The organism is Campylobacter concisus (genome assembly GCF_002913745.1).
In the GTDB taxonomy this organism is placed as follows: domain Bacteria; phylum Campylobacterota; class Campylobacteria; order Campylobacterales; family Campylobacteraceae; genus Campylobacter_A; species Campylobacter_A concisus_R.
In genome coordinates this window covers 21,760-43,830 of record NZ_PPCG01000080.1, presented here as the reverse complement: position 1 = coordinate 43,830, position 22,071 = coordinate 21,760, and the positions used below count along the sequence as shown (strand labels likewise).

22 protein-coding genes are annotated in these 22,071 nt (G+C 40.9%); 1 reads left to right on the top strand and 21 read right to left on the bottom strand.

What is annotated here, in order from left to right; all coding sequences use genetic code 11:
• Positions 1-145 precede the first annotated feature (145 nt).
• The 17 genes from CYO90_RS10025 to CYO90_RS09945 all read right to left on the bottom strand — a co-directional run bounded on the left by CYO90_RS10025 (position 146) and on the right by CYO90_RS09945 (position 17,548).
• Complete coding sequence (locus tag CYO90_RS10025; protein WP_103579389.1) at positions 146-784, bottom strand: uroporphyrinogen-III synthase; 639 nt, start codon at positions 782-784, stop codon at positions 146-148.
• A complete protein-coding gene (locus CYO90_RS10020) occupies positions 777-1,937 on the bottom strand; it encodes a multidrug effflux MFS transporter (protein WP_021084153.1) in 1,161 nt (386 codons plus the stop codon). The genes CYO90_RS10025 and CYO90_RS10020 overlap by 8 nt, the downstream gene beginning before the upstream one ends.
• Before the next feature lie 110 nt (positions 1,938-2,047).
• Positions 2,048-2,692: a cupin domain-containing protein gene (locus CYO90_RS10015; protein WP_012140225.1), complete on the bottom strand. Its 645-nt coding sequence runs from the start codon at positions 2,690-2,692 to the stop codon at positions 2,048-2,050.
• A gap of 73 nt (positions 2,693-2,765) precedes the next feature.
• Positions 2,766-4,631 carry a bifunctional tRNA (5-methylaminomethyl-2-thiouridine)(34)-methyltransferase MnmD/FAD-dependent 5-carboxymethylaminomethyl-2-thiouridine(34) oxidoreductase MnmC gene (gene mnmC / locus CYO90_RS10010; protein WP_103579388.1) on the bottom strand — a complete coding sequence of 622 codons (1,866 nt, stop codon included), beginning with the start codon at positions 4,629-4,631 and terminating at the stop codon, positions 2,766-2,768.
• Positions 4,628-6,073 carry an N-acetylmuramoyl-L-alanine amidase family protein gene (locus CYO90_RS10005; protein WP_103579387.1) on the bottom strand — a complete coding sequence of 482 codons (1,446 nt, stop codon included), beginning with the start codon at positions 6,071-6,073 and terminating at the stop codon, positions 4,628-4,630. The genes mnmC and CYO90_RS10005 overlap by 4 nt, the downstream gene beginning before the upstream one ends.
• Positions 6,070-7,161 (bottom strand): nitronate monooxygenase, encoded by a 1,092-nt coding sequence (locus CYO90_RS10000; RefSeq protein WP_004317256.1) that lies wholly within the window; start codon positions 7,159-7,161, stop codon positions 6,070-6,072. Before CYO90_RS10000 ends, CYO90_RS10005 begins: the two co-directional genes overlap by 4 nt.
• Positions 7,162-8,370: a tyrosine--tRNA ligase gene (tyrS, locus tag CYO90_RS09995; RefSeq protein WP_004317207.1), complete on the bottom strand. Its 1,209-nt coding sequence runs from the start codon at positions 8,368-8,370 to the stop codon at positions 7,162-7,164. It lies immediately after the preceding gene.
• Positions 8,371-8,379: 9 nt separating this feature from the next.
• Positions 8,380-10,569 (bottom strand): RelA/SpoT family protein, encoded by a 2,190-nt coding sequence (locus tag CYO90_RS09990; protein ID WP_103579386.1) that lies wholly within the window; start codon positions 10,567-10,569, stop codon positions 8,380-8,382.
• A complete protein-coding gene (locus CYO90_RS09985; RefSeq protein ID WP_004317259.1) occupies positions 10,556-10,771 on the bottom strand; it encodes a DNA-directed RNA polymerase subunit omega in 216 nt (71 codons plus the stop codon). Before CYO90_RS09985 ends, CYO90_RS09990 begins: the two co-directional genes overlap by 14 nt.
• 18 nt (positions 10,772-10,789) lie before the next feature.
• Positions 10,790-11,506, bottom strand: a complete 717-nt coding sequence (gene pyrH / locus CYO90_RS09980; RefSeq protein WP_009294284.1) for a UMP kinase — start codon at positions 11,504-11,506, stop codon at positions 10,790-10,792.
• A gap of 73 nt (positions 11,507-11,579) precedes the next feature.
• Positions 11,580-12,797, bottom strand: coding sequence for a murein hydrolase activator EnvC family protein (locus CYO90_RS09975; protein ID WP_103579385.1), 1,218 nt, complete (start codon positions 12,795-12,797; stop codon positions 11,580-11,582).
• Positions 12,794-13,609, bottom strand: coding sequence for a cell division protein FtsX (locus tag CYO90_RS09970; protein ID WP_103579384.1), 816 nt, complete (start codon positions 13,607-13,609; stop codon positions 12,794-12,796). Before CYO90_RS09970 ends, CYO90_RS09975 begins: the two co-directional genes overlap by 4 nt.
• Positions 13,596-14,267 (bottom strand): cell division ATP-binding protein FtsE, encoded by a 672-nt coding sequence (locus tag CYO90_RS09965; RefSeq protein WP_103579383.1) that lies wholly within the window; start codon positions 14,265-14,267, stop codon positions 13,596-13,598. The genes CYO90_RS09970 and CYO90_RS09965 overlap by 14 nt, the downstream gene beginning before the upstream one ends.
• Positions 14,251-15,438 (bottom strand): tRNA (guanosine(46)-N7)-methyltransferase TrmB, encoded by a 1,188-nt coding sequence (gene trmB, locus CYO90_RS09960; RefSeq protein ID WP_103579382.1) that lies wholly within the window; start codon positions 15,436-15,438, stop codon positions 14,251-14,253. Before trmB ends, CYO90_RS09965 begins: the two co-directional genes overlap by 17 nt.
• Complete coding sequence (locus CYO90_RS09955) at positions 15,438-15,767, bottom strand: hypothetical protein (RefSeq protein ID WP_223227429.1); 330 nt, start codon at positions 15,765-15,767, stop codon at positions 15,438-15,440. Before CYO90_RS09955 ends, trmB begins: the two co-directional genes overlap by 1 nt.
• A 202-nt stretch (positions 15,768-15,969) precedes the next feature.
• Positions 15,970-16,644, bottom strand: coding sequence for a fibronectin type III domain-containing protein (locus CYO90_RS09950; RefSeq protein WP_181000247.1), 675 nt, complete (start codon positions 16,642-16,644; stop codon positions 15,970-15,972).
• Entirely contained in the window at positions 16,577-17,548 is a 972-nt protein-coding gene (locus CYO90_RS09945) for an RluA family pseudouridine synthase (RefSeq protein WP_103579380.1), read from the bottom strand. The genes CYO90_RS09950 and CYO90_RS09945 overlap by 68 nt, the downstream gene beginning before the upstream one ends.
• Before the next feature lie 52 nt (positions 17,549-17,600).
• Between CYO90_RS09945 and CYO90_RS09940 the strand changes: the two genes are divergently transcribed.
• Positions 17,601-18,707: an FtsW/RodA/SpoVE family cell cycle protein gene (locus CYO90_RS09940; protein ID WP_103579379.1), complete on the top strand. Its 1,107-nt coding sequence runs from the start codon at positions 17,601-17,603 to the stop codon at positions 18,705-18,707.
• A gap of 78 nt (positions 18,708-18,785) precedes the next feature.
• Here the strand turns inward: CYO90_RS09940 and CYO90_RS09935 are convergent, their stop codons facing one another.
• Genes CYO90_RS09935 through CYO90_RS09920 form a run of 4 tightly spaced genes read right to left on the bottom strand, consistent with a single transcriptional unit; the run spans position 18,786 to position 22,066 of the window.
• Entirely contained in the window at positions 18,786-19,397 is a 612-nt protein-coding gene (locus CYO90_RS09935; protein ID WP_103579378.1) for a DUF4304 domain-containing protein, read from the bottom strand.
• Positions 19,398-19,421: 24 nt separating this feature from the next.
• On the bottom strand, positions 19,422-19,988 hold the full coding sequence (gene efp, locus CYO90_RS09930; RefSeq protein ID WP_004317246.1) for an elongation factor P: 567 nt from the start codon (positions 19,986-19,988) through the stop codon (positions 19,422-19,424).
• Between the two features lie 21 nt (positions 19,989-20,009).
• Entirely contained in the window at positions 20,010-21,590 is a 1,581-nt protein-coding gene (gene serA, locus CYO90_RS09925; protein WP_223227349.1) for a phosphoglycerate dehydrogenase, read from the bottom strand.
• Positions 21,584-22,066, bottom strand: a complete 483-nt coding sequence (locus tag CYO90_RS09920; protein WP_103558816.1) for a hypothetical protein — start codon at positions 22,064-22,066, stop codon at positions 21,584-21,586. The genes serA and CYO90_RS09920 overlap by 7 nt, the downstream gene beginning before the upstream one ends.
• Positions 22,067-22,071 lie beyond the last annotated feature (5 nt).

Below are 22,071 nucleotides of genomic sequence, written 5' to 3'. Positions count from 1 at the left end.
CAAAAGGTTGCAACTTCTCGCTGTTTAAGGCTCAAACGAAGCCACATCGCAAGGCACCCATACCTTTTCGCTAACAAAAAAGTGTTGGACCCCATAAAATGCTGACTCGCTTCACTCAGGCAATAAAATTATATAAATTCTTTGCTTAAAGTAACGTTTTGGCAAGTGCGATACAAGCGTTTATATCTTGACTTTGACTAACAAGTGGCGTGCTAAATTTTAGCTCTTTTGCAGTGACCTTACCGATGCTTATCGTCTGATAGCTCTCGTCCCAGCCAAAATTAGCAAGGAAATTTCTCACATTTATCGGAGAAGCAAATATTAAAATGCTATTTTTTGGTGGTTTTAGCTCCATTTTGCAAGGATTTAAGACATTTTCATAAGCGATGACCACCTTTATATTTACGCCACTCTTTTGTAAAATTTCTAAGAAATTTGAAGCGCTATCTTTGCCTTTTAGATAAAGAACCTTTTTGCCTTTTAAAAGTGGCAAAATTTCTCTTGCAAAGTCATCTCCATGAGCATTTTGCCCAGTGTAAATTTTACTAAAACCAAACTCTCTTGCAGCCGCTGCGCAACTATTTGCGATAGCAAAAACTGGCAAATTTATAGGCAAAATGCTATTAAATTTTAAAGCCTTAAAGGCATTTTTTGAAGTTGCCACAAGCGCGTCAAATTCGCTTAAATTTATCTCAAATTTCAAAAACTCTATCTTGCTAACGCTTAAATTTACAACGCTCTCATCAGTCGTCTTTGTATTTGAAACAAGATAAATTTTACGCAACTCTTTTTAGCCCTAAAAATGAGATAAAGGCAAGCACGCTGCAAGCTAAAATAGCTATTGACGTCGAGTAAAAAATGTCGCCAAGCCCAACTAGTGGCGAGATGATGCCACCTAAGAAAAATGGGCAAAATCCAAGCACTGCTGAGGCCGAGCCAGCGTACTCTCTGCCCTCATTCATCGCAAGTGATGAGGCTGTTGGCAAGATAAAGCCAGTAAAGAGTAAAAGCAAGAAAAATGCGATGATAACGCCGATCACTTCAAATTTAAAGCAAAGCATAAACGCTATAAAAATGCTAGCAAACAAGGTGCCAAAAAGCCCAGTTTTTAGTGCTTTTCGTTCATTTAGCAAGCTTGCAAGCCTAGCACCTATGACGATGGCTAGGCCATTTGCCGCAAAGCAAAAGCTATAACTTACTGGGCTTAGTAGGTAAAACTCTTGTAAGATAAAAGAAGATGCCGCGATATAGGCAAACATCGCAGCCATCGTAAATGTCTGGATCGCAATAAATAGCATAAATTTCTTTTTTCTTAAAATTTTGCCAAAGACGCTGTAAGTCTCTAGCAAAGGCACTTTTAGGCGGTTAGCAGGGCTTAGGCTCTCTTTGAAGTAAAAATTTGCGATAAATAGCAAAATACCGATAATCGTTAGCGCCATAAAGATGCCGCGCCAGTCGGTAAATTTAAGTAGTAAGCTACCGCCTATTGGTGAAAATATCGGGGCAAGACCATTTACAACCATCATAAGACTAAAAAATTTAGTCATCTCGTGACCCTTGTAAAGGTCGCTCACAACGGCTCTTGAGATAACCAGACTGCCCGCACTTGCAAGCCCTTGGATGATGCGCATAAAGATAAAAAACTGGATATTTTGCGCAAAAAATATAAAAATCGTGCTTATCGTGTAGATGATGAGCGAGATGGTAAGTGGTGTTTTTCGCCCAAATTTATCGCTGATTGGACCAACTATTAGCTGACCGATCGCAAGGCCTGCCATCGAGGTTGTAAGAGTTAGCTGGGTTGCTGAAACGCTTGTGCCAAACCACTCAGTTATGGCTGGAAGTGCTGGCAGGTAAAGATCTGTGACAAATGGACCAAATGCCGAAAGCGCGCCCAAAAATAGCAGTAAAAATAGTTTGGAATTTTCTTTTTTCATAGCTCTTCTTTAAATTTTAAAGGGATTATATTATGACTTTGCTTTTTGGGTTATTAAGGGTAAATTTAATGTGATTTATAAAAGAAAAAAGCCCTAAAATAGGGCTTTTTTTACATTTTGTCTTTTGTGACGATTAGAAGCATTTTGAATTTGTCTTTCACTTTTAGGCCGTGTGGGATCTTGCCTGGAAGCACGATACTATCGCCTTTTACTAAATGAAAACTCTCGTCAGCTATCTTTAAATCAAGCTCGCCATCAAGCGCGATAAGTAGCGCATCGCCAGGGGCAGCGTGGGTCGAGAGCTCTTGGTCTTTGTCAAAACTAAGTAGCGACATCGAGCCATTTTCGTTTTTGACAAGCGTCTTGCTAACTATCTTGCCACTCTCGTAGCTAACGGCATCTGCGAGGCTAAAGACACTCGCTTTGTCTAAATGATCTATCATAACATTCTCCTTAAAATCTATTAGTAAATATTTTGTTTTCTTTGTAAATTTGAGTTTTCGCCAGGTTTTTGCCTCGATAAGGCAGGCCTCATCACGCCCAAGCTTCATCTGCTTTTCGCCATACTCAAGCTGTGCTTCGCCGTCAATGACAAAGGCAAGGCTATCTATAAAAAGCATCTCGTGATCAAGCTCCTCGCCCTCGTCAAATGCGTATATATCTACGCTTGCGTTTTTGTTTTGAAAGAGCCTTTTGCTAACGACGCTTTTTTCAACTATCTTTGTGTCTTTATCGAGATTGTAAATTTGACTCATTTTTTATCCTTTTTTGTGAAGGATTATAATGCAAGTTTTGATAACAGTTCTTAACTTATGTTAAGGAATTTGACTATTTTAGTCCTTTTTTTAGCTTTCTTATCAAAAATCTAGCAGGATGAAGCTCGTAAAATAGCGATCTTTCTATGCAAAGTGGGCGATCAAGCACAAGATTGGTTATCAAATTTGCTCCAAGTATCGCTGTACCAAGGCCGCGCGAGCCGTGAGCGAAATTTACAAAGACATTTCTTTCGTAGCTTGCTTTTGGATTATTATCTTTATTTTTACTCCAAAATAGCCCTTTGTAGTTTTGCTTGTAAAACTCCTCGTCGTGTAAAGCGCCAATTATCGGAAATCTATCTCCGCTATAACTTCTATATCCCACACGTGAGCCGATGATGGTGGCTTTTGACGTGTCAAAAAACTCGCTCACGTCGCTTAAATTTTTAGCGTTATCCTCGTCTTTAGGCATGTCACAAATTTCATTTCTAGCGTAGGTTGCGCCGATGACTTGCACCCCTTTTACGGCTGGGCAGATGTAGCCTTTTGCGCTTAGTGGCAGCTCATTTTTTAGAACCGGTTTTAGGTACGTAACTTGACCTCTGACACTACTTATTTGCATGTCATAGTTTTTAAAAATTTCACTACTTTTGCTACCTGTGCAAAAGACTAAGATATCAGCCTCCAAGCTTTTTTTATTTTTAAATTTAACGCTTATCTTGCCATTTTGCAGGTGCGTCCTACTCTCGTACTCGTGGTTAAATAAAATTTCAAAGTTACTTGATAGAAATTTACAAATTTCTCTTGGTCTAGCATAAGCCGCCTCTTTTATAAATATCCCAGGATATGGCTTTAAACTCTCATCAAATTTAAAAAGATCCTCCGCACTTTGATCCTGCCATGAAGCGTATCTTTTAACGAGCTCATCATCAAATGCATAGTCGATGCAGCCATTAAATTTGATGAGGCTTTTTGGCAAATTTGCCTTGTAAAATCTCACTGCTTGCAAAAACGCATTTATGTGCATGCGGCCTAAATTTACCCCAGGCTTCGTAACTAATGGCATCAAGGCGCCGCAGTGATTACCTGAGCCATTTGTCGCGACCTCACTCTTTGCCTCGGCGATCACCACTTTAAAGCCATTTTTAGCTAGCTCGCTGGCTGTTGCAAGCCCAGCCACTCCTGCGCCTATGACAAGCGCAGTTTTGCCCTTTGGACTACCAACAGGCTCGCACCTCGCAAACCAAGCGTCCTTTAAATTTTCATCCTTTTTCTCTAGCACGGCGCTACTCATCTGGCGTTTTCTAGCGTAGCCCTCTTTTAGGCTCAGCAAAAAGCCAGCATTTTTTAGCCCAACTTTCACCATTTTTGCGCACGAGTAAGTTCTAACTATGGTGCCAACCCTGCTTAGCCTTGCGATCTGTTTAAAGACGTCCTCGCTCCAGATCGAGCCATTTTTACTTGGGGCAAAGCCGTCTAAAAACCAGATATCAGCGCTAAATTCAAGCTCAGACAAAATTTGATCTGCCTCGCCGTAGCAAAGATCAAGGGTGATATTTGGAGCGAAATTTATGCGGTGTATGCCTGAGATTGGCGGTGGATAGAGCGAAACTAGCTTTTTAGCATAAGCTTTAAAAATGCCTAAATTTTCATAAATTTTTAAAAAATCATCTTTTTTTATAGGACTTTTTTCGATGCTAACAAAGTGAAGTTTTTTAGAGCTATTTTTAAATTTCTTGCAAAGTGTGAAGAAATTTAGTCCAGCGCCAAAGCCAGTCTCAGCGACTATAAAGCTATCTTTGCTCTGCCAAATTTCTTCAAGTGCGCTTGCAAAGACAAATTCGCTCTCAAGCCAGGGCTTGTCGGTATTAAAGTAGATATCGCCAAACTCTTCGTTAAATGGAATTTGCCCTTTAAAGCTCAAATTTGCATTTTTCATCTATTTTTTGCGAAATATCCATCTATGCCGTTTGCGATGCCGTTTGCAAGGGCTTTTTGATAGGCCTCGTCAAAGAGTTTTTCGCCCTCGACTGGATGCGTGATGTAGCCGATCTCGACAAGAACCGCCGGCATAAGAGCGCCCACGAGCACCCAAAATGGCGCTTCTCGCACGCTGCCGTCGCTGGCTGCATAGACCTTTCTAGCACTTGCTAAAATTTCTTTTTGGATGTCGATACCAAGCTTGTTTGAGGCGATGATCTTCTCGCGGTTTAGCACGTTTAAAAATGTCTGCTGCGAAAAATAGTTCATCTCTTCGATGTCTGATTTGTTTTCGAGTGCGGCTGCGTTTTTGCTACGCTCGCTCCTTGCAGGCGATAAGAAAAAGGTTTCGATGCCGTGCATGCTCTTTGCTTTAGTAGCGTTTGGAGCGGCGTTTGCGTGGATGGAGACGAAAAGATCAGCCATCTTGTCGTTTGCAAATTTCGTTCTTGTTCTTAAATTTATAAAAACATCAGTTGATCTGGTGAAATAGACCTTGTAGCCATGAGATTTTAGTATCTCGCCAAGCTTTTTGGCTACACCTAAAACGGCTGTTTTTTCTTTTAAACTGCCATTTACCGCACCTGGGTCCGTGCCGCCATGCCCTGGGTCGATGACGATCGTTTTGTTGCGTGAAAATTTACCCGCAGCAACTGGAGGCAAAGGCTCTTCTACTGGCTCACTCTGTGCTGGCTCAGACTTTAAATTTGGCTCTACTACGCTTTGTGCTGGCTTTTCATTTTTATTTTTAAGCTTATGAAGTGGTGCTCTTACATTTTCATTTGAGATGAAATTTTGAGCGCTGATTATTAGCAAATCCCCAGTCGCATTTGCTTTTATAGTCTTTTGCACCTTGTCAGAAAAGATGATCCTGACGGTGTTTTTGTCATACTGCGAGATGTGGATGTAGTCTGAGATGAAATTTTTATAAGTTAGTGGGTTGCCATTTAGCCTGCCATCAATATCCATGATATTTTTGTAGGCATTTTGCTGTTTGGCAAACGATGTTTTTAGCCTTGCGGTATCTAGCTTTGTGTTAAATTTAAGCACCAAGGTGTCATTTACCTTTGTGGCACTTAGTAGCGTTAAAGCTGGCAAAACCGCTTGCGCACTGGCACCTTTTACGCCATTTATCGCATTTAGGTCTCTTATATATGCGCTTGAGTCAAAGCCAAGCGCCTTTGAGCTTGTTATTAGCCTAGTAAGTGCCTGCTTTTTCGTGTTTTTGTCGTTTTTAATGATCGCATCAACGTAGATATTTTTTATATCGTTGTGAAGCTTGATCTTAGCGCTTCTGTTTAGAGCCATAAAATTTCTATCAAATTTGGCAAAAGTCTCCGAATTTGTCGCCGCAAAAAGAAAACTAAATGCCAGAAAAAGAGATATTAAAACCCGTTTCATTCACCATGTACCAGCTTATGCATTAGCTCTTTTACGCTTATTAGCTCTTTTAGTTTATAGCCATTTGCTCCCGTGAAAAATAGCCCGCTCTCTTTTTTGCCGCTATATGCGTCAAATAGCCTATCCGCGATGCAGTATCCCACCTGCTTTGCCTCTTTGCCTCTTTGGCAAGGGCTTACGCAGTTGCTTATGCACTGGATCTTTGGACCCATTCTTTTATCGACTAAATTTATCAAATTTGTTCTTATCCCGCGAGCTGGGTAGCCAACTGGGCTCTTTATAAGCTCGATGTCTTTCTCTTCAGCTGCTAGCAAGACCTCTTTAAAGCCGATGTCTGCGTCGCACTCGTGAGTGCCGATAAAGCGTGTGCCCATCTGAACGCCATTTGCTCCAAGCGATATCGCCTTTTCGATGTCGTTTTTATCCCAAATTCCACCAGCTGCGATGAGAGGAAAGTCGCCCCACTCTTTGATCTCTGCTTTTACCTGTGGGATAAGGTTAAATAGTGAAAACTCAGGATCAAGGCACTGCTCGTATGTAAAGCCTTGATGGCCGCCACTTAGCGGTCCTTCAAGCACGACAGCATCTGGCAAGCGCTCATATCTTTGAAGCCAGCGCTTACAGATGATCTTTAGTGCTTTTGCGCTTGAGACGATCGGCACTAGTGCTATCTCTTTAAAATTTTGTGTAAATTCAGGTAAATTTGTAGGCAAGCCTGCACCTGATACGATGATATTTATACCAGCCTCGCAAGCATCTTTTACAACCCTTGCATAGTCATTTGCTGCATACATTATATTTACGCCAAGTGGCAAGTCGCCACAAATTTTACGTGCATTTTCTATGACCGCTCGAAGGCCTCTTGTAGAGTAGAAATTTTCGCTTCCAAAAGGCTTTGCGTTTAACTCTTTATCTATAAATTTGCGGTTTTCATAGTAGCCTGTGCCAACTGAGCTAATTATGCCAAGACCGCCTTCTAAGCTCACATTGCCAGCTAGTTTGTCCCAGCTGATGCCAAGCCCCATACCGCCTTGAAATATCGGGTATTTTATCTCGTATTTACCTATTTTTAATGGCTTTAACTCCATTTATTCAACCTTTATCTTCGCAAATTTACGCTTACCAACCTGCAAGATATACTCGCCTGCTCCTAATTTTAACTGCTCATCACTAATTTTTTCTTGATTGATGCTAACTGCGTTTGCTTTTATATCTCGCCTTGCCTGAGAGTTTGACTCACTTAGCCCGCACTGAGATAAGGCTTCGACTATCCAAATCGGCGCTTTTAAGCTAAATTCTTTCATATCAGTTGGGAGCTGATTTTGAGAGTGAACGCTGTTAAATTCAGCCATAGCAGCCTTAGCAGCCTCCTCGCCGTGATACCTCGCTGTTATCTCATAAGCAAGATCCTCTTTTGCCTTTTTTGGATGATATTTGCCACTATTTACGTCGTTCATCAGCTCTTCTATCTCGCCAAGTGTTTTTGTGCTTAGTAGCTCGTACCAGCGCCACATAAGCTCGTCACTTATGCTAAGCGTTTTTGCAAACATATCATTTGCATTTTCAGTTACGCCTATGTAGTTGCCAAGGCTCTTGCTCATTTTATTTACGCCATCAAGCCCCTCAAGAAGTGGCATCATGATGACAGCTTGCTCTTTGCCGATATTATATGTTCGCTGCAAAGTTCTGCCCATTAGAAGGTTAAATTTCTGATCTGTGCCGCCCATCTCGATGTCGCACTTCATAGCAACGCTATCATAGCCTTGAAGCAAAGGATACATAAACTCAGAGATTGATATAGGATTGCCCGCTTTTATCCTTTTTTCAAAGTCATCTCGCTCTAGCATCCTAGCTACTGAAAATGTGCTAGTTAGCTCAATCATCCCAGCAGCTCCTAGCTCATTTGACCATTTTGAGTTAAACATTATCACCGTTTTTTTAGGATCTAAAATTTTAAAAACTTGCTCTTCGTAAGTTTTTGCATTTTTTAAAACGGTCTCTTGATCTAGCTTTTTTCTAGTGGCTGACTTGCCTGTTGGATCACCTATTTGAGCGGTAAAATCGCCTATCAAAAACTGCACGATCGCGCCGTGTTTTTGAAGCAGAGCCATCTTGTTTAAAACGACTGTGTGACCTAGGTGAAGGTCTGGAGCGGTTGGGTCAAAGCCTGCTTTTACGTAGAAATTTTCGCCTTTTTCATAATAATTTTTAACCAAATTTTCAACTCTCTCAGCATCGATCATCTCGGCAACGCCGCGGTTTATCTCTTGTAAAATATCGTCTATATCTTGAACCATTTTTCTCTCCTAATTATGATATGGGTCGCTTTGCGAAACAAAATCAATAATCTTATATCTATCTTTGATCTTCTCTTTGATCTCGTTTGCATCGATATTTTCTGCTATTTCGACGCTTATTTCAAACGTATCTCCGCTAAGATCATTTGCTTCGTTTAGCGAGATTGTAGCTAAATTTATATCAAGTCTAGCAAGATATGTTAAAAATTCAGCCAACGCACCTTTTCTGTTTTCTAAATTTAATAAAATTTTATACCTATGCGGGGCATTTCTCGTCCATTTGACAAAGATGATCTCATCGCCTTTATCCATTAGCTTGCCAGCACGCTCGCAAAGCTTGTGATGCACTGTCACTGTGTGACCATTTTTAAAGCCAACTATGCTATCGCCCCTTTTTGGATTGCAACAATAATCAAACTCGACATTTGAAATTTTATGGTTTGAGTAGATCACTATGTTTTCAAATTTCTGCTTTTTGATCTGGTATTTGTCGCCCAAAGAGATCATAAATGGACGCTCTTTTCTGATGTATTTTTTAAGCATATTTGCCACTTCTTGCAGATACTCGCTATCAGTTGCTGCGCGAAATACCTTTTTGCCTAAATTTTCACTCTCTACCCACTCTAAAATTCTATCTTTTGAGACGTTAAATACTGATTTTAAAATATCTATCGCCATTTTGTAGTTTATATCTCTTATCTTTTGCTTACAAAATGACCTTATCGTCGCCTTTGCCTTGCCTGTTCGCACGCTATTTATCCACGAACAGCGAAATTTAGCCTCTTCGCCAGTTACTATCCTAACGATGTCGCCATTTTTTAGCTCCGTTAGAAGTGGCATCCTAACGCGGTTTATATAAGCTTCTTTTGCGTAAAGTCCGATCTCTGAGTGAATCTCATAAGCGTAATCAAGCGCCGTAGCACCACGTGGCAATGTAAAGACCTCGCCCTTTGGAGAATAAACTGCGATATCTTCGATATAAAGGCTATCTTTTGCATATTCATATAGCTCTTCGACGTTGCTCTCGTTCTCGCTATTTTGCATGCTGATGTCATTTAGCCATTCAAGCTTTGGATTTAAGAGGCTGCCCTCACCATTTTTATATTTCCAGTGAGCGGCAACGCCGTATTCAGCGGTTTTATGCATATCATAAGTGCGAACTTGCGCCTCAAATATGCTTTTGTTATCAAAAATGGTTGTGTGTATCGTTTGATAGCCATTTTGCTTTGGAAGCGCGATATAGTCTTTAAATCTTGAGATGAGAGGGTTAAAATTTATATGCAAATTTCCAAGTGCAAGGTAGCAATCAAGCGGCTTTTGCACGATGATCCTAATGGCAAGCAAGTCAAGCACCTCTTCGATAGAAATGCCCTTTCTTTGCATCTTTAGATAGATCGAGTAGTAGTGTTTTATACGTTTTTGTATCTCAAAAGTGCCCTCGATAAAGCCATTTTCAAGCAAAATTTGACTTACTTTTTCGTGAAAAGCATTTAGCTTTAGGCTAAGCTGCTGCTTGTTTTTGTTTAGGTAGCTATCGATCTTTGCGTACTCTTCTGGCATCGCATACTTAAAGCTTAGATCTTCAAGCATATTTTTGATCGATGAAATTCCCAGCCTATGAGCGATCGGAGCATAGACCATAAGCGTCTCTTCGGCTATGCGTTTTTGCTTTTCAGGCCTTAGTGCCTCAAGAGTTAGCATGTTGTGAAGTCTGTCGCAAAGCTTTACGACAAGGACTCTGATGTCTTCTATGGAGATTAAGAGCATCTTTCTAAAAGTTAGCGCCGAGCTTGCTAGTTTTTCGTTACTATCTGAGCTTGCGAGCTTGTTTTCTCTAATGGCAACTATCTTTGTAAGCCCTTCAACCAGCTTTGCTACCTCATCGCCAAATTCGGCCTGAAGCTCACCTAACGTTACGTCGGTATCTTCGACCACGTCATGAAGAAGTGCAGCTATAACCATGCTCTCATCGCCGCCCATATTTGCTACGATAGAGGCTACTAAGATGGGGTGGATGGCGTATGGTTCGCCACTTTTGCGGTATTGTCCAGCGTGAGATGTGACGCAGCTATCTACGGCTTTGTCTAAAATTTCACTTCTCTCACAAAGAGAAAAGAGCAGTTTTATCGCTTCTGAAACGTTTTTACAAGCTAAAATTTGCTCTATCAACTGCTCTAAAAAAAGACTATTTTCCTTCAACTATTGCCTCTAAGCCTATTTTGCCCTCAGCCACTTCAAGTAGTGCTATGTCGGCGAATTTCATCTTTGAAGTATCAGCATCAACTAAAGCTATGGCGCCATTTGCTAGCGCTTCTGCGCGCTTTGCAACGATAAGTGAAAGCTTATATCTGTCATCTCCTACTTGTTTTAGCGCTCTTGCTGTGATTTGTTCTGTTCTCATTTTTATCCTTTTTGAAATTTATTTTACAACTGAGTATAGGGCTGCTTCTTCTTCATTTATTATTTTTAATAAATTTCCAGCCTTAAACATATTACAAACTAAGATCGGCAGTGCGTTGTCCTTTGCTAAAGCTATGGCAGTGTCGTCCATAACCTTGATATCATCGCTCATCGCCTTTTCGTAGTTTAGTGATTTTAGAAGTTTTGCATCTTTGAATTTTTTAGGATCTTTGTCATAAACGCCATCAACTTTTGTCGCTTTTATGATCATATCTGAGCCAATCTCAATAGCTCTTAGCGTAGCTGCTGTATCTGTTGTGAAGAATGGATTACCAGTGCCTGCTGCAAAGATAACAACTCTGCCCTTTTCTAAATGGCGCTGCGCACGTCCCACGATAAATGTCTCACAGATCGCTTCCATCTTGATCGCGCTTTGCACTCTTACTTCAAGCCCGCTTCTCTCTAAAGCTTCACGCATCGCGATCGAGTTGATGACAGTTGCTAGCATGCCCATGTGATCGCCACTTGTTCGTTTGATGATACCATCTTTTGCAGCGCTCACACCGCGCACTATGTTACCACCGCCGATGACGATGCCAACTTCGATATCATTTTCGATAAGCTCTTTTATCTCGCTTGCTATAAATTTAAGCACAGCTGTGTCTATACCAAAACCATTTTCTCCAGCCAAGGCCTCGCCTGAAAATTTGACCAATACGCGTTTTCTCTTACTCATTGTCATGCTCCTTGAAATTCACGCATTTTAGCCAAAAAGGCTTTAAATTTAGCTAATAACGCTTACAAAGTGACTATTTTGAGATCATTTCAAGCGGGTCGATATGGTAGTTTCTTTGCGTTACTTCAAAGGTTAGATCGTTTCTAACTCGGCCTATGACGTAGCCTTTTTGCACGATAGAGCCTACTTTTACAGTTGGCGCGATCTGGCTTAGGTGGGCGTAGATCGTGTGGATGCCATTTTCGTTTTCGATGATGACGACATTTTCAAGCATAGGGGTCGCTTTTGCAAAGACGACCTTGCCATTTAAAACGCTTTTAACCTTCGCATCTGGCGTGCTTGAGCGAAGTATGACTGATTCGTTGAAAATTTTGATGTTATATATCGGATCTACGTAATTGCCAAATTTTTGCTTTACAGAGTAGCTATCAAGCGGAGCGATCGTCCTTGCGCCTGAGTATCTTTTAACTGAGCTTGTCTGATAGCCCCCACCCATTGGCTGGCTCTTTTCGCCCTTTTTGCCACCTTTACTAGCTGCTCTTTCTTGCTTTTCTCTAGCAGCTCTGGCTGCTTCATCCTCTTGCTTTTGCATGATAGCAAGCTGCTCTAGTGTCTTTCTTAGCTCGTCTTGTTGGGCTTGAAGTTTGGCTAGCTTTTTGCTGTAAATTTCTTTATCACGTTTTAGCCCGTTTATTGTATTTTTCTGCGTGCTCTCTAGGCTTTGTAGATCATTTTGCTTGCGCCTATAGTTTTTTATGCTTGAGTTTATCTCATTTATCTTACTTGATTTATTTTTTATCTTTTCTATCGTGTCTTCGTAGTTCTCACTAAGCCTTTTAAAGTCCTCTTTTGCTATGGCATTTAGCTTGGTTAAAATTTGAGATGAGATGATGCTCTCTTCGCTTTGTTTGCCCTCGCTTGCTGACATCATAAGATCAAATGAAAGGTCTTCTGCGATGATCCTTATCATGTTTTGCTCTAGCTCTTTTTGGGTGCGTTCTAGCTCTTTGTTTTGCTTTGTTAGATCATCAAGCTCAAGAAGCGCTTTTGAAGCATTTGTCTCAAGAACTGAAATTTGACCTTTTAAATTTGTGATATCGCCGCTTATGCCGCGAAGTTTTTTCTCGCCATTTACGATATCGCCAGCCAAGTCATCAAGCTTTTTACTAAGCTGCTCGCTCATAGCCTGCGTCGATCTTAGCGAGTTTTTGGAGTCTTTTATCTTCTCTTTAGTATTTGATGCAAAAGCTAGACTAAAAGCTAGCAAAAGTGTAAAAATTCCTTTTTTCATATCGTGCTTTTTCTAGCCTTACTCATCACTAAACTAACAGCAAAAATGCTTAAAACCACAGCCACGCCAAATAAGATAAAAATATCTCTTGAAAGATCAAGGCTAGGCAAGACTACATCGATGCTTGCGGCATTTTCTCTAAAAATTTCAATGCTAGGCAAGAAAAAGAAAAACGTACCAACAACAATGGTCGCAACTATGCTATCAACCATGGCTGATTTATAGAGCATGGCAGATTTTAGCCAAAATGGCGCGCCAAAAAGCGTCATGATCTCGATGCGCTCTCTATGCTCAAATAGCCAAATTTTAGCTTGCTTTAGCATAAGCATAAGCCCAACGACACAAAGTATCGCCATAAATGCATAAGATATGCTTTTGGCTAAATTTAGCATCTTAAAGACCTTATCATGGGTCTTTGAAAACGTCTCGACCTTGCTTATACCATCAAATTTCAAAAGCTTTTGTTTTATCTCCTCCATATATTCTGGCGATGGAAATTCGCTTAATCTTAGCGAGTAAAATTTAGGCAAGGCATTTTGAAGGATGGATAAATTTTTAGCCGAGATGTCGTTTGATAGGCGATCTATTATCTTTTGTGGGCTTAGTGGCTCGACATTTGCCAGCGTGCTAACCACTGGCTTTAGCACTGGCTCGCTTAGCTCTTTGTTTGAGACCACCACGATGTTGTAGTCATTTCCCATAAGCCTCTCATACTCTCTTACGATCTTGTCCGCTGTGAGGCTAAACTGCACTGAAAATAAAAGCGCGATTAACGGCAGTATAAATCCAAGATGGTTTTTAAGCGATCTCATGCACGCCTCCATTTTCTATGACGAAGTGGCGGTATGGGATGCGAAGCGTTGATGGGATGTGATGCGTCACCACGACGACGCTTGTGCCTAGAAATTCTCTGGCTGATTTTAGAAGCGACCAGATGACGTCGCTTGAGTATTCGTCTAAATTTCCCGTTGGCTCGTCACATAAGAGCAAATTTGGATTGTGCGCGAGTGCTCTTGCCATGGCAACTCTTTGCTGCTCGCCGCCACTTAGCTCGCGAGGGTATTTATCGGCTTTGTGAAGCATATTTACATGTTTTAAAAGTTTAGCCACCTGCTTTTTACTCACATTTTGATTGACGCCTTTGATGATGAGGGGCAGCATGACGTTTTTTTCGACATTCCACTCATTTATCAAGCGATAGTTTTGAAATATAATGCCAACTCGCTGCCTAAGCTCGTAAAGTCTTTTGTCATCGATATCGTCCATTTGCGTCATGCAGACATTTAGCTCGCCTGCAAGTGGTGAAATTTCTCCGTAAAATGACTTTAAAAGCGTGCTCTTTCCGCTTCCACTCTTGCCTGTGATAAAGACAAAGTCATTTGCGTAGATGTCTAAATTTACGCTATTGATCACAACCTCGTTGCGCTCATAAGCTAGGCTTAAATTTCTTGCGCTAATTATCTCTTGCATCAGCTAAATACTCCTTCAAAAGCTCGTGTGCTGCTAAATTTTCACGTATTAAGATCGGTTTTTTTATAAAATATTCGCTTTTTTCATCGCTTATTTTGATGAAACACTGCTCTGGTTTGTTAAACGCTCCAAAGGCGACTTTTAGCAAAATTTCACTCTCGTTTATAGTATAAATTTCCTCAAAATGTAAAAAATGATCCTCTTTTTTTATGATGAAATTTTTAAAATTTTTAATGATATTTTTTACGCTTGTCTTTTCTTTAAAACTAAAATCCCCAGCCAAAACGCTCTCACCACTTTCAACCTCACAAGTATAAATAACATCGTAAATGTCCTTATCTTGGCGTCTCCAGCGGTCTTCATACTTGCTAGTTACTTCTAAATTTCTATTTTTAAAAGCCTCTATCTTTGAGTTTGTGGGCTCTAAAAATTTACTCAAACTAAAGTCGCAATACTCCTTACTATCAGTCCTTAACTCAAATTTACCGCCAACTTTTAGTATCCTCTCGCACTCAAGTGCAAATGCCGATGAGACCACGCGTCTATGCTCGGCCTTGTCCCACGGCACTGGAAAGTGTAAAAATACTCTATCAACCAAATTTGATCCAACAAGCGAGAGTAAGAGCCTTGCGTCGGTATTTATTAGACGCACGTTTTCTAGGGCATTTACCTTAGCTAGCTTTGCTACTTGCTCGATGCTTGGCTTATAGACCTCTATGCCGATAACTAGGGCATTTGGGTTGTTTTTAGCCTGATAGAGCAAGTGTCTGCCAGAGCCAAAGCCGATCTCGATAAAAATCTCTTTAAATTTATCTTTTAGCTCACAAAAAGCTGGCACAAACTCTTCAAGGCTTAAAATTTCACTCACTTTTTTGGTCAAATTTGTCTTTTTTACAGCAAATGCTTGACTGATGATGTCGTTACAACTTTGCTCTTTAAAAAGCTCAAGTGCCTCTTGCAAAAGACCAACTTTAGCTGGCTTTGTAAGCTTTTCTCCCTTTACGACGACGCCATTTTTGCCGCCTTTTGCGACTAGAAAAAAGCCTTCATCTTCATTTTTTGTGTAGATGAGCCTCTCGTTTCGGCCATTTGCTTGCCAAAGAAATTTGATCTTGTCGTTACCAAATGGAAACGAGAGCTCTTTTAAGGACGAAGCGATGAAATTTGGCATTATTTTATGCTAACTTCTGCTTTTGATGACTTATCAGAGGCGATGCCGTACTCATCGACTGCTACGACGCTGTAAGAGTAGCTAGCTCCTTTTTGAACGCTGTCATCTCTAAGTCCAGTATCACTTATACCGCTAAATACTTTCTCGCTAGCACCGCTTCGATAAACTGTGTATGAGCTAGCTCTATCAACTGCGTTCCAGCTTACATTTACGCCGCTGCCATCGTAGCTAGCGCTTATGCTTGGAGTTTTTGGTGCGCCAAGTGTGCTACCAACGATCGGCTCTTCTTGCTTTAAGCTCTCAAGACCGTCTTTATCGACAGCCGTCACTCTATAGTACCTTGTCGCTGCGTTTGTATTTATGAGGTCTTCGTAGGTGTTGCTAGTCGTTTTTGCTAGATATGTGTAAGGTAAAATTTTACTTGTCGTTCTATAAACCTTAAAATAAGCAAAATCCTCAGCTGGCGCGTAATCCCACGTTAAGATGATCTTTTTTGGCGCATTTTTGGTCGCTTGAACGTTTGTTACTGATTTAGGGTAACTCCTTTGTTGTGGCGCTTATGTTTTGGCTTGGTTTTGAGATGACGCCAGAAGAAGTTTTAACTAATATCCTATACTCATAAGACCTGCCAGGTTTTACCTCAGTATCGATATACTCGGCGTTTAGTCTGCCATTTACCTCTGCGATCTGGCTAAATTTATTAGCTCCTGCATCGCTTCTTTGGATGATATAGCTTGCTACTGTGCTATCAGGATGTGGTCTCCAGATCACTTTTACACGGCCTGGAAGCCCTGTGATAGCTTGCGCAAATGGCACAGAGTCAAGTAGTGGCTTAGTTGTCGCAGTTGCGATCGCACCTGGTTGAGAGATGGCGTTGCTTGAGTAGGTTCTCATTTGGTATGAGTAAGTGGTCTCTGGCGCTAGGTCACGATCCACATAGTGCGTAGCAAAGCGGTCTTTTATGTTTGCAACTAGTTGCATTTTTGAGTTTGCATCGTTTGGATTTGAGCGGTAAAGGTAGTAGCCAACGACGCTCTCATCGGTCACTGGGTTCCACTCGAAGCCAACTTCTGTCATATCTGAAATAGTTTTTAAGCTTGTAATCGTTGGTAGTGACGTGCTTTGCTGAGTTGGTACGCTAGAGCCGCATCCCGCTAAGAAAGCTACTAAAAATGGTGTCAATATGCGTATGGCAAATTTTTTCATCAAAAATCTCCTTGGGAATTTTTTTGTAAATTATTTGGTTAAAGTCATCATACGTTTTTGCGGTAAATTCTACCCTTTTGCCAGTTCGCGGATGGATAAAATAGAGCATATAAGCGTGAAGCATAACCCTGCTTATTTTATCGCCTTGGCTCTTAAATCCGTATAAATCATCGCCTAAAATGTGGCGATTTATGCTAGCAAGATGCACTCTTATCTGGTGCGTCCTGCCTGTAAAAAGCTTTGCCGCTATCAAATTTACTCCGCCTTCGCTTAGCAAATTTACAAAGGCGCTTTTTGCAAATTTAGCGTCTGCAACGATCGCTTTTTTTAGGCGGTTGTTTGGATTTCTGCCGATTGGCTTGTCGATGATGACGTCCTCTTTTAGAGGCAGGTCAGTGAGCGCTAGATAAATTCGTCCCATGCTCTTATCGCTTAACTGCTCGCTTAGTTTTGCGTGGGCGAAGTTGTTTTTAGCAACGACGATAGCGCCACTCGTGCCCTTATCTAGGCGGTGGACGATGCCAGCTCTAACGTCACCGTTTAAATTTGAGAGCATAAAGCCTTTTTTGTTAAGCCACTCAACAAGTGTCGCCTCTTTGACGCTTGGGGCTTGGTGAACGACGATTTGCGGGGGCTTGTTTAGCACTATGAGATCGTCGTCCTCGTAGATTATCGGGATGTCAAAATTTACTTCGTATTCGTTTTGCACCTCTTTTTTTGGGGCAAAATTTACGCAAACTTCATCGTTTTCACTCAGTAAAAAGCTTGGTTTTGAAACTGGTTTTAAATTCACGCTTACAAGGGAGTCTTTTATCAAATTTAAAGCTTGATTACGTGAAATTTGAAGCTCTTTGGCCACTGCAACGTCGAGTCTTGAGCTATTTAAAACATTAAATTTAACCAAAATCAAAGCCTTGTTTGTGATATAATCTAGCCCAAAAATTAAGGTTTGCTTCTTGATAAAACTAGATCGGCGTATTTTAACACATTTTGATTTTATTCAGCCGTTTTTAATCATCCCAATCATAGCCATCTCATACATCCTAGTCTCCGAAGCAAACGACATTTTGGCAAACAAACAGCTTGTATATTTTGGCATCGGATTTGTCTCATTTTGCATCGCATTTTTGCTGCCTATTAGACGCATTGACTGGATCATCCCGATATTTTACTGGGTCTGCATCGTGCTGCTTTTAAGCGTCGATATCTTTGGCATTAGCAAGCTTGGAGCTAGGCGCTGGCTGGAAATTCCCTTCGTTCACTTCACGCTTCAGCCCTCAGAGCTCATGAAGCCAGCCTTTTTGCTGATGCTAGCCTATCTAGTTAAGCAGCGCCCGCCAGAGGTCGATGGGTATGGGCTAAAAGACTTTTTAAGGCTTAGTTTTTACATACTTTTACCTTTTGCGCTCATCATGAAAGAGCCTGATCTTGGCACCGCACTCATACTTTTGATAGTTGGCTACACAATCCTTTTTGTCATCGGCGTAAATAAGAAAATTTGGATCTGCATCATCCTTGCCATAGGATTTTCGGCGCCAGTTTTGTATGAAAATTTACATGATTATCAAAAAAAGAGGATCCACGACTTCATCGCAGAAGAGCCAAGCTATCACGTCAAACAAAGTATCATCGCCATAGGTAGCGGCGGGCTAAAAGGCAAGCCAAAGGACGAGGCGACGCAAACGCACTTTAAATTTTTGCCAATCGCCACTAGCGACTTTATCTTTGCTTATAATATCGAGCGTTTTGGCTTTTACGGCGCGCTTCTTTTGCTGGGGCTTTATGGAGCGCTTATAACGCACTTACTTAGCCTAAACTACGGGCTTAAGAATGATTATTTCACGCAGGTGACCGCCACTGGAATAGCCGCGCTCATCTTTGTTTATGTGGGGGTAAATGTCTCGATGACGATCGGTTTTGCGCCGGTTGTGGGCGTGCCACTGCCGTTTTTTAGCTACGGCGGAAGCAGCTTTGTCACCTTCATGGTACTTTTTGGGATACTGCAAAATCTACTAACGTTTAGATTTGATAAGACATATCGACTGGTTAAATTTAAATTTTAAAATTTTACATAGTAAAGAGTACATATTTCTGAAGTTCTAATTGAGCTTGGATTGAATTATTTTTCCAAAGCTCGTTTTTTACCATTTAAAATTTATCTCGTCTTTTTTATATTTTCTAAGTAGCTCATTTATTTGGTTGTCAAATTTAGCCCATCTTGCTTCACTGCCATGCTTTGCGAAGAGCCTTTTGGCATGAGAGATCAAAATTTCACTTTTATCTTTTATCAAAAGATATTCGTAGAGCTGATTTATCGCTGCAAGGCCATTTTGTTCGAGCATTAGCTCTATTAAATTTTCTTCAGAGCTATTTTGCTCAAAAAATTCAAAAACAAAACCAAGGTCGTTTGCCACATTTTCATAAATTTTAGACATGTCACTATCTGGCTCTAGCTCGTAGTATGCAGCAGCTGTGCGAGTGATTTCATGTACTCTGGCTCTAAAGTGGCACTCATACTCTTTTGGCTTGCTAAGCGCTTCTTTGCCAAGAGTAGCCTCTATAAAAGGAGCATAAATGCCGCAATTTATATAAAATCTCGTGCGCTCTGAGCTATTGCCACTACTTTTTTGAAAATTTAAAACATAGATAAAATTTGGAGTATTTTTGTAGAAATTTAAAGCGCTCTTGCTAAAGCCATTATCCTTAAATAGCGGCTTTAGCAGAGCGATAAGCTCGTCAAATTTCTCTTTCATAAATTTAACGCGCCAGATGTATGATTATTTATTTGCGCGCTCGATGTACTCACCACGAACGGTATCAACGCGGATGACCTCGCCTTCTAGTACGTGAAATGGTATCTGAACTACCGCACCACTCTCAAGAGTAGCTGGCTTTTTGCCGCCTTGTGTGTCGCCCTTGAAATTTGGTGGAGTTTCAACTATCTTGAGCTCGACTACTTGTGGCACTTCTACGCCGATTGCGTTGCCGTTGTGAAATAAAATTTCAACCATCATACCATCGATCATCCATTTTTTAACATCGCCCACATCCTCGTCGCTGATCGCAACTTGCTCGTAAGTAGTCGTGTCCATAAACTGGCAAAACTCACCATCATCATAGAGGTATTGCATCTCTTTTTCTTCAAGATGCGGCTGCTCGCACTTGTCACCTGCGTGAAAAGTCTTTTCAAGAACCTTTCCATCGACAAAAGATTTGATCTTTGCACGAACAAAAGCTGCGCCCTTGCCCGGTTTAACGTGTTGATATTCTACGATTTTATAAGGAACGCCGTCGATCTCGATCTTTAGTCCCTTTTTTAGATCGCCCATTGAATATGAAGCCATTTTTTATCCTTTCGTAATTTGTTATATAACTGCGTATTGAGCCCAAACACAAGCTTCAAGTGCGTTTAATCTCTCTAGCGTTTCTGTTTTTATATGTTCATCAACCAAGATGACCGCAAGCGCCATGCCGTGCTCATCTCTACCAAGGCGGAAGTCTGCGATGTTTATCTTCTCATCAGCTAAAATTTTACTGATCTGAGCGATAACACCTGGTACGTCGTGGTTTTTAAAGATGATCATCTTACCTTTTGGCTTGAAGTCAGTCTTAAAGCCATTTACGGTTACTATGCGTTGTTGATTTTCACCAAACACCGTGCCACCAACGCTTACGATGCCATTTTCAGTCGTAAGACGAACTGTGATCTTGTTTTTAAAGATACTGTCTCCACCTGTGCTAGTTTCGGTAGTTATGCCTTTTTCGTCGCATAAAAATTTAGCATTTACGTAGTTTATCGCATCGCCAAGACTCTCTTTTAAAGCACCCACGATCGCAAAAGTTAGCATTGAATTTGCATATTCACCAATCTGCCCGTGGGTCTCTATACGGATAGCCTTGATGGCACTTTTGTTTATCTGAGCTGCAAGAAATGCCATCTTGCTTGTAAGATCGATATAAGGCTCAACAAATGGCGGTAGATCTTCTGTTTTTATAGGTAAATTTAAAGCGTTTGGATAGCTTATACCGCGTGCTGCCAAGATAGCCTGCTCGACTGCCTCTACTGCGATATTTCGCTGCGACTCAAGGGTATTTGCCCCAAGGTGCGGTGTGACGCTTACATTATTTAGATCAAGAAGCGGATGGCTTGTCGCTGGCTCTTTTGTAAAGACGTCAATACCTGCAAATGCTATCTTGCCACTTTTTAGCCCTTCATAAAGTGCCTCTTCGTTATAAAGACCACCTCTAGCGCAGTTTATAAGCCTTACGCCATCTTTCATCTTCGCTATCTCTTTAGCACCGATCATATCGGTTGTCTCTTTGGTCTTTGGAGTGTGGATCGTGATGAAGTCGCATGCCAAGATGTCATCAAAATTTTTAGTATAAGTGCCGCCCATATCGATGACTTTAGATGGATCTATATATGGGTCGTATGCGATGATATCCATGCCAAAAGCTTTTGCGCGAGCTGCTACTCTTGAGCCGATGTTGCCAAAGCCAATAACGCCCAGCTTTTTCTTAAAAAGCTCAACTCCGTACCACTTCTCGCGTTTCCAAATTCTATCTAGCTTTAGGTCGTTGTGAGCGTATTCAAGTGATCTTGCAGCTGCTAGCATGTGTGCCATAGTTAGCTCAACTGCTGCGATAGTATTTGCAGTTGGGACATTCATAGCGATGATGCCTCTTCTTGAACAGCCATCTATATCAACGTTATCCACGCCAACACCAGCTCTAACGATAGCTTTTAGTTTTTTACCAGCTTCTAAAAACGCCTCATTTACCTCAGTCGAGCTTCTAGTGATCGCTACATCAGCCTCGCCTAAAATTTTTAAAAGCTCATCTTTGGGGGTATTAACTGCATCTATTACATTTATGTCTTGTTCTTTTTTTAAAAGTTCAAAACCTACTGGGTGTATCGCATCGCAAACAATGATAGTTTTCATAATTTTACCTCTCTCACACTTGAGTGAATATCGTAAACCCTTAGCTGCAAAATGATATTTTGCAAAAGCCTTGAGTCTTGGGTATTTAAAAAGATCTGACTCTTAGCGCCATCTCTTACTACAGTAAAATCAACCTCGCTATTTCTTAAAGTCTGCATCAAGCAGAACATAGAGTAGATGTCATTTTTATCTATCATAAGTTCATATGCTGTGATCTTTGGCTTTTCTATCTTAGGTCGGTTGTATTCTATAAAAATTTCATTTACGGGCAATACGTAATCTTTTTTCTTAATAGTTGCCAGCTCGTTGATCCAGTTTTCACTGCCGGCTGTATTTTTGGTTATATTTTGCTCACTTGTAATATTTTTTTCAGTAGTTTGGCTGAAATTTACGCTTGCAAATTTAACAAGATAAACTCCAACCAAACCTAACATCACAAAGAGCAGAACAACTACTAATAAAAGCGTGCGTCTGCCCATTTATA

Excerpts from the sequence above, each read along its gene's own strand:
- CYO90_RS09965 (WP_103579383.1), bottom strand. The coding sequence starts at position 14,267 with ATGCAAGAGATAATTAGCGCAAGAAATTTAAGCCTAGCTTATGAGCGC.
- trmB (WP_103579382.1), bottom strand. The coding sequence starts at position 15,438 with ATGCCAAATTTCATCGCTTCGTCCTTAAAAGAGCTCTCGTTTCCATTT.
- CYO90_RS10000 (WP_004317256.1), bottom strand. The coding sequence starts at position 7,161 with ATGGAGTTAAAGCCATTAAAAATAGGTAAATACGAGATAAAATACCCG.
- tyrS (WP_004317207.1), bottom strand. The coding sequence starts at position 8,370 with ATGGTTCAAGATATAGACGATATTTTACAAGAGATAAACCGCGGCGTT.
- CYO90_RS09975 (WP_103579385.1), bottom strand. The coding sequence starts at position 12,797 with ATGAAAAAAGGAATTTTTACACTTTTGCTAGCTTTTAGTCTAGCTTTT.
- CYO90_RS09935 (WP_103579378.1), bottom strand. The coding sequence starts at position 19,397 with ATGAAAGAGAAATTTGACGAGCTTATCGCTCTGCTAAAGCCGCTATTT.
- CYO90_RS09920 (WP_103558816.1), bottom strand. The coding sequence starts at position 22,066 with ATGGGCAGACGCACGCTTTTATTAGTAGTTGTTCTGCTCTTTGTGATG.
- efp (WP_004317246.1), bottom strand. The coding sequence starts at position 19,988 with ATGGCTTCATATTCAATGGGCGATCTAAAAAAGGGACTAAAGATCGAG.
- pyrH (WP_009294284.1), bottom strand. The coding sequence starts at position 11,506 with ATGAGTAAGAGAAAACGCGTATTGGTCAAATTTTCAGGCGAGGCCTTG.
- CYO90_RS10005 (WP_103579387.1), bottom strand. The coding sequence starts at position 6,073 with ATGAAACGGGTTTTAATATCTCTTTTTCTGGCATTTAGTTTTCTTTTT.
- CYO90_RS09950 (WP_181000247.1), bottom strand. The coding sequence starts at position 16,644 with ATGAAAAAATTTGCCATACGCATATTGACACCATTTTTAGTAGCTTTC.
- CYO90_RS10020 (WP_021084153.1), bottom strand. The coding sequence starts at position 1,937 with ATGAAAAAAGAAAATTCCAAACTATTTTTACTGCTATTTTTGGGCGCG.
- mnmC (WP_103579388.1), bottom strand. The coding sequence starts at position 4,631 with ATGAAAAATGCAAATTTGAGCTTTAAAGGGCAAATTCCATTTAACGAA.
- CYO90_RS10015 (WP_012140225.1), bottom strand. The coding sequence starts at position 2,692 with ATGAGTCAAATTTACAATCTCGATAAAGACACAAAGATAGTTGAAAAA.
- CYO90_RS09970 (WP_103579384.1), bottom strand. The coding sequence starts at position 13,609 with ATGAGATCGCTTAAAAACCATCTTGGATTTATACTGCCGTTAATCGCG.
- CYO90_RS09985 (WP_004317259.1), bottom strand. The coding sequence starts at position 10,771 with ATGAGAACAGAACAAATCACAGCAAGAGCGCTAAAACAAGTAGGAGAT.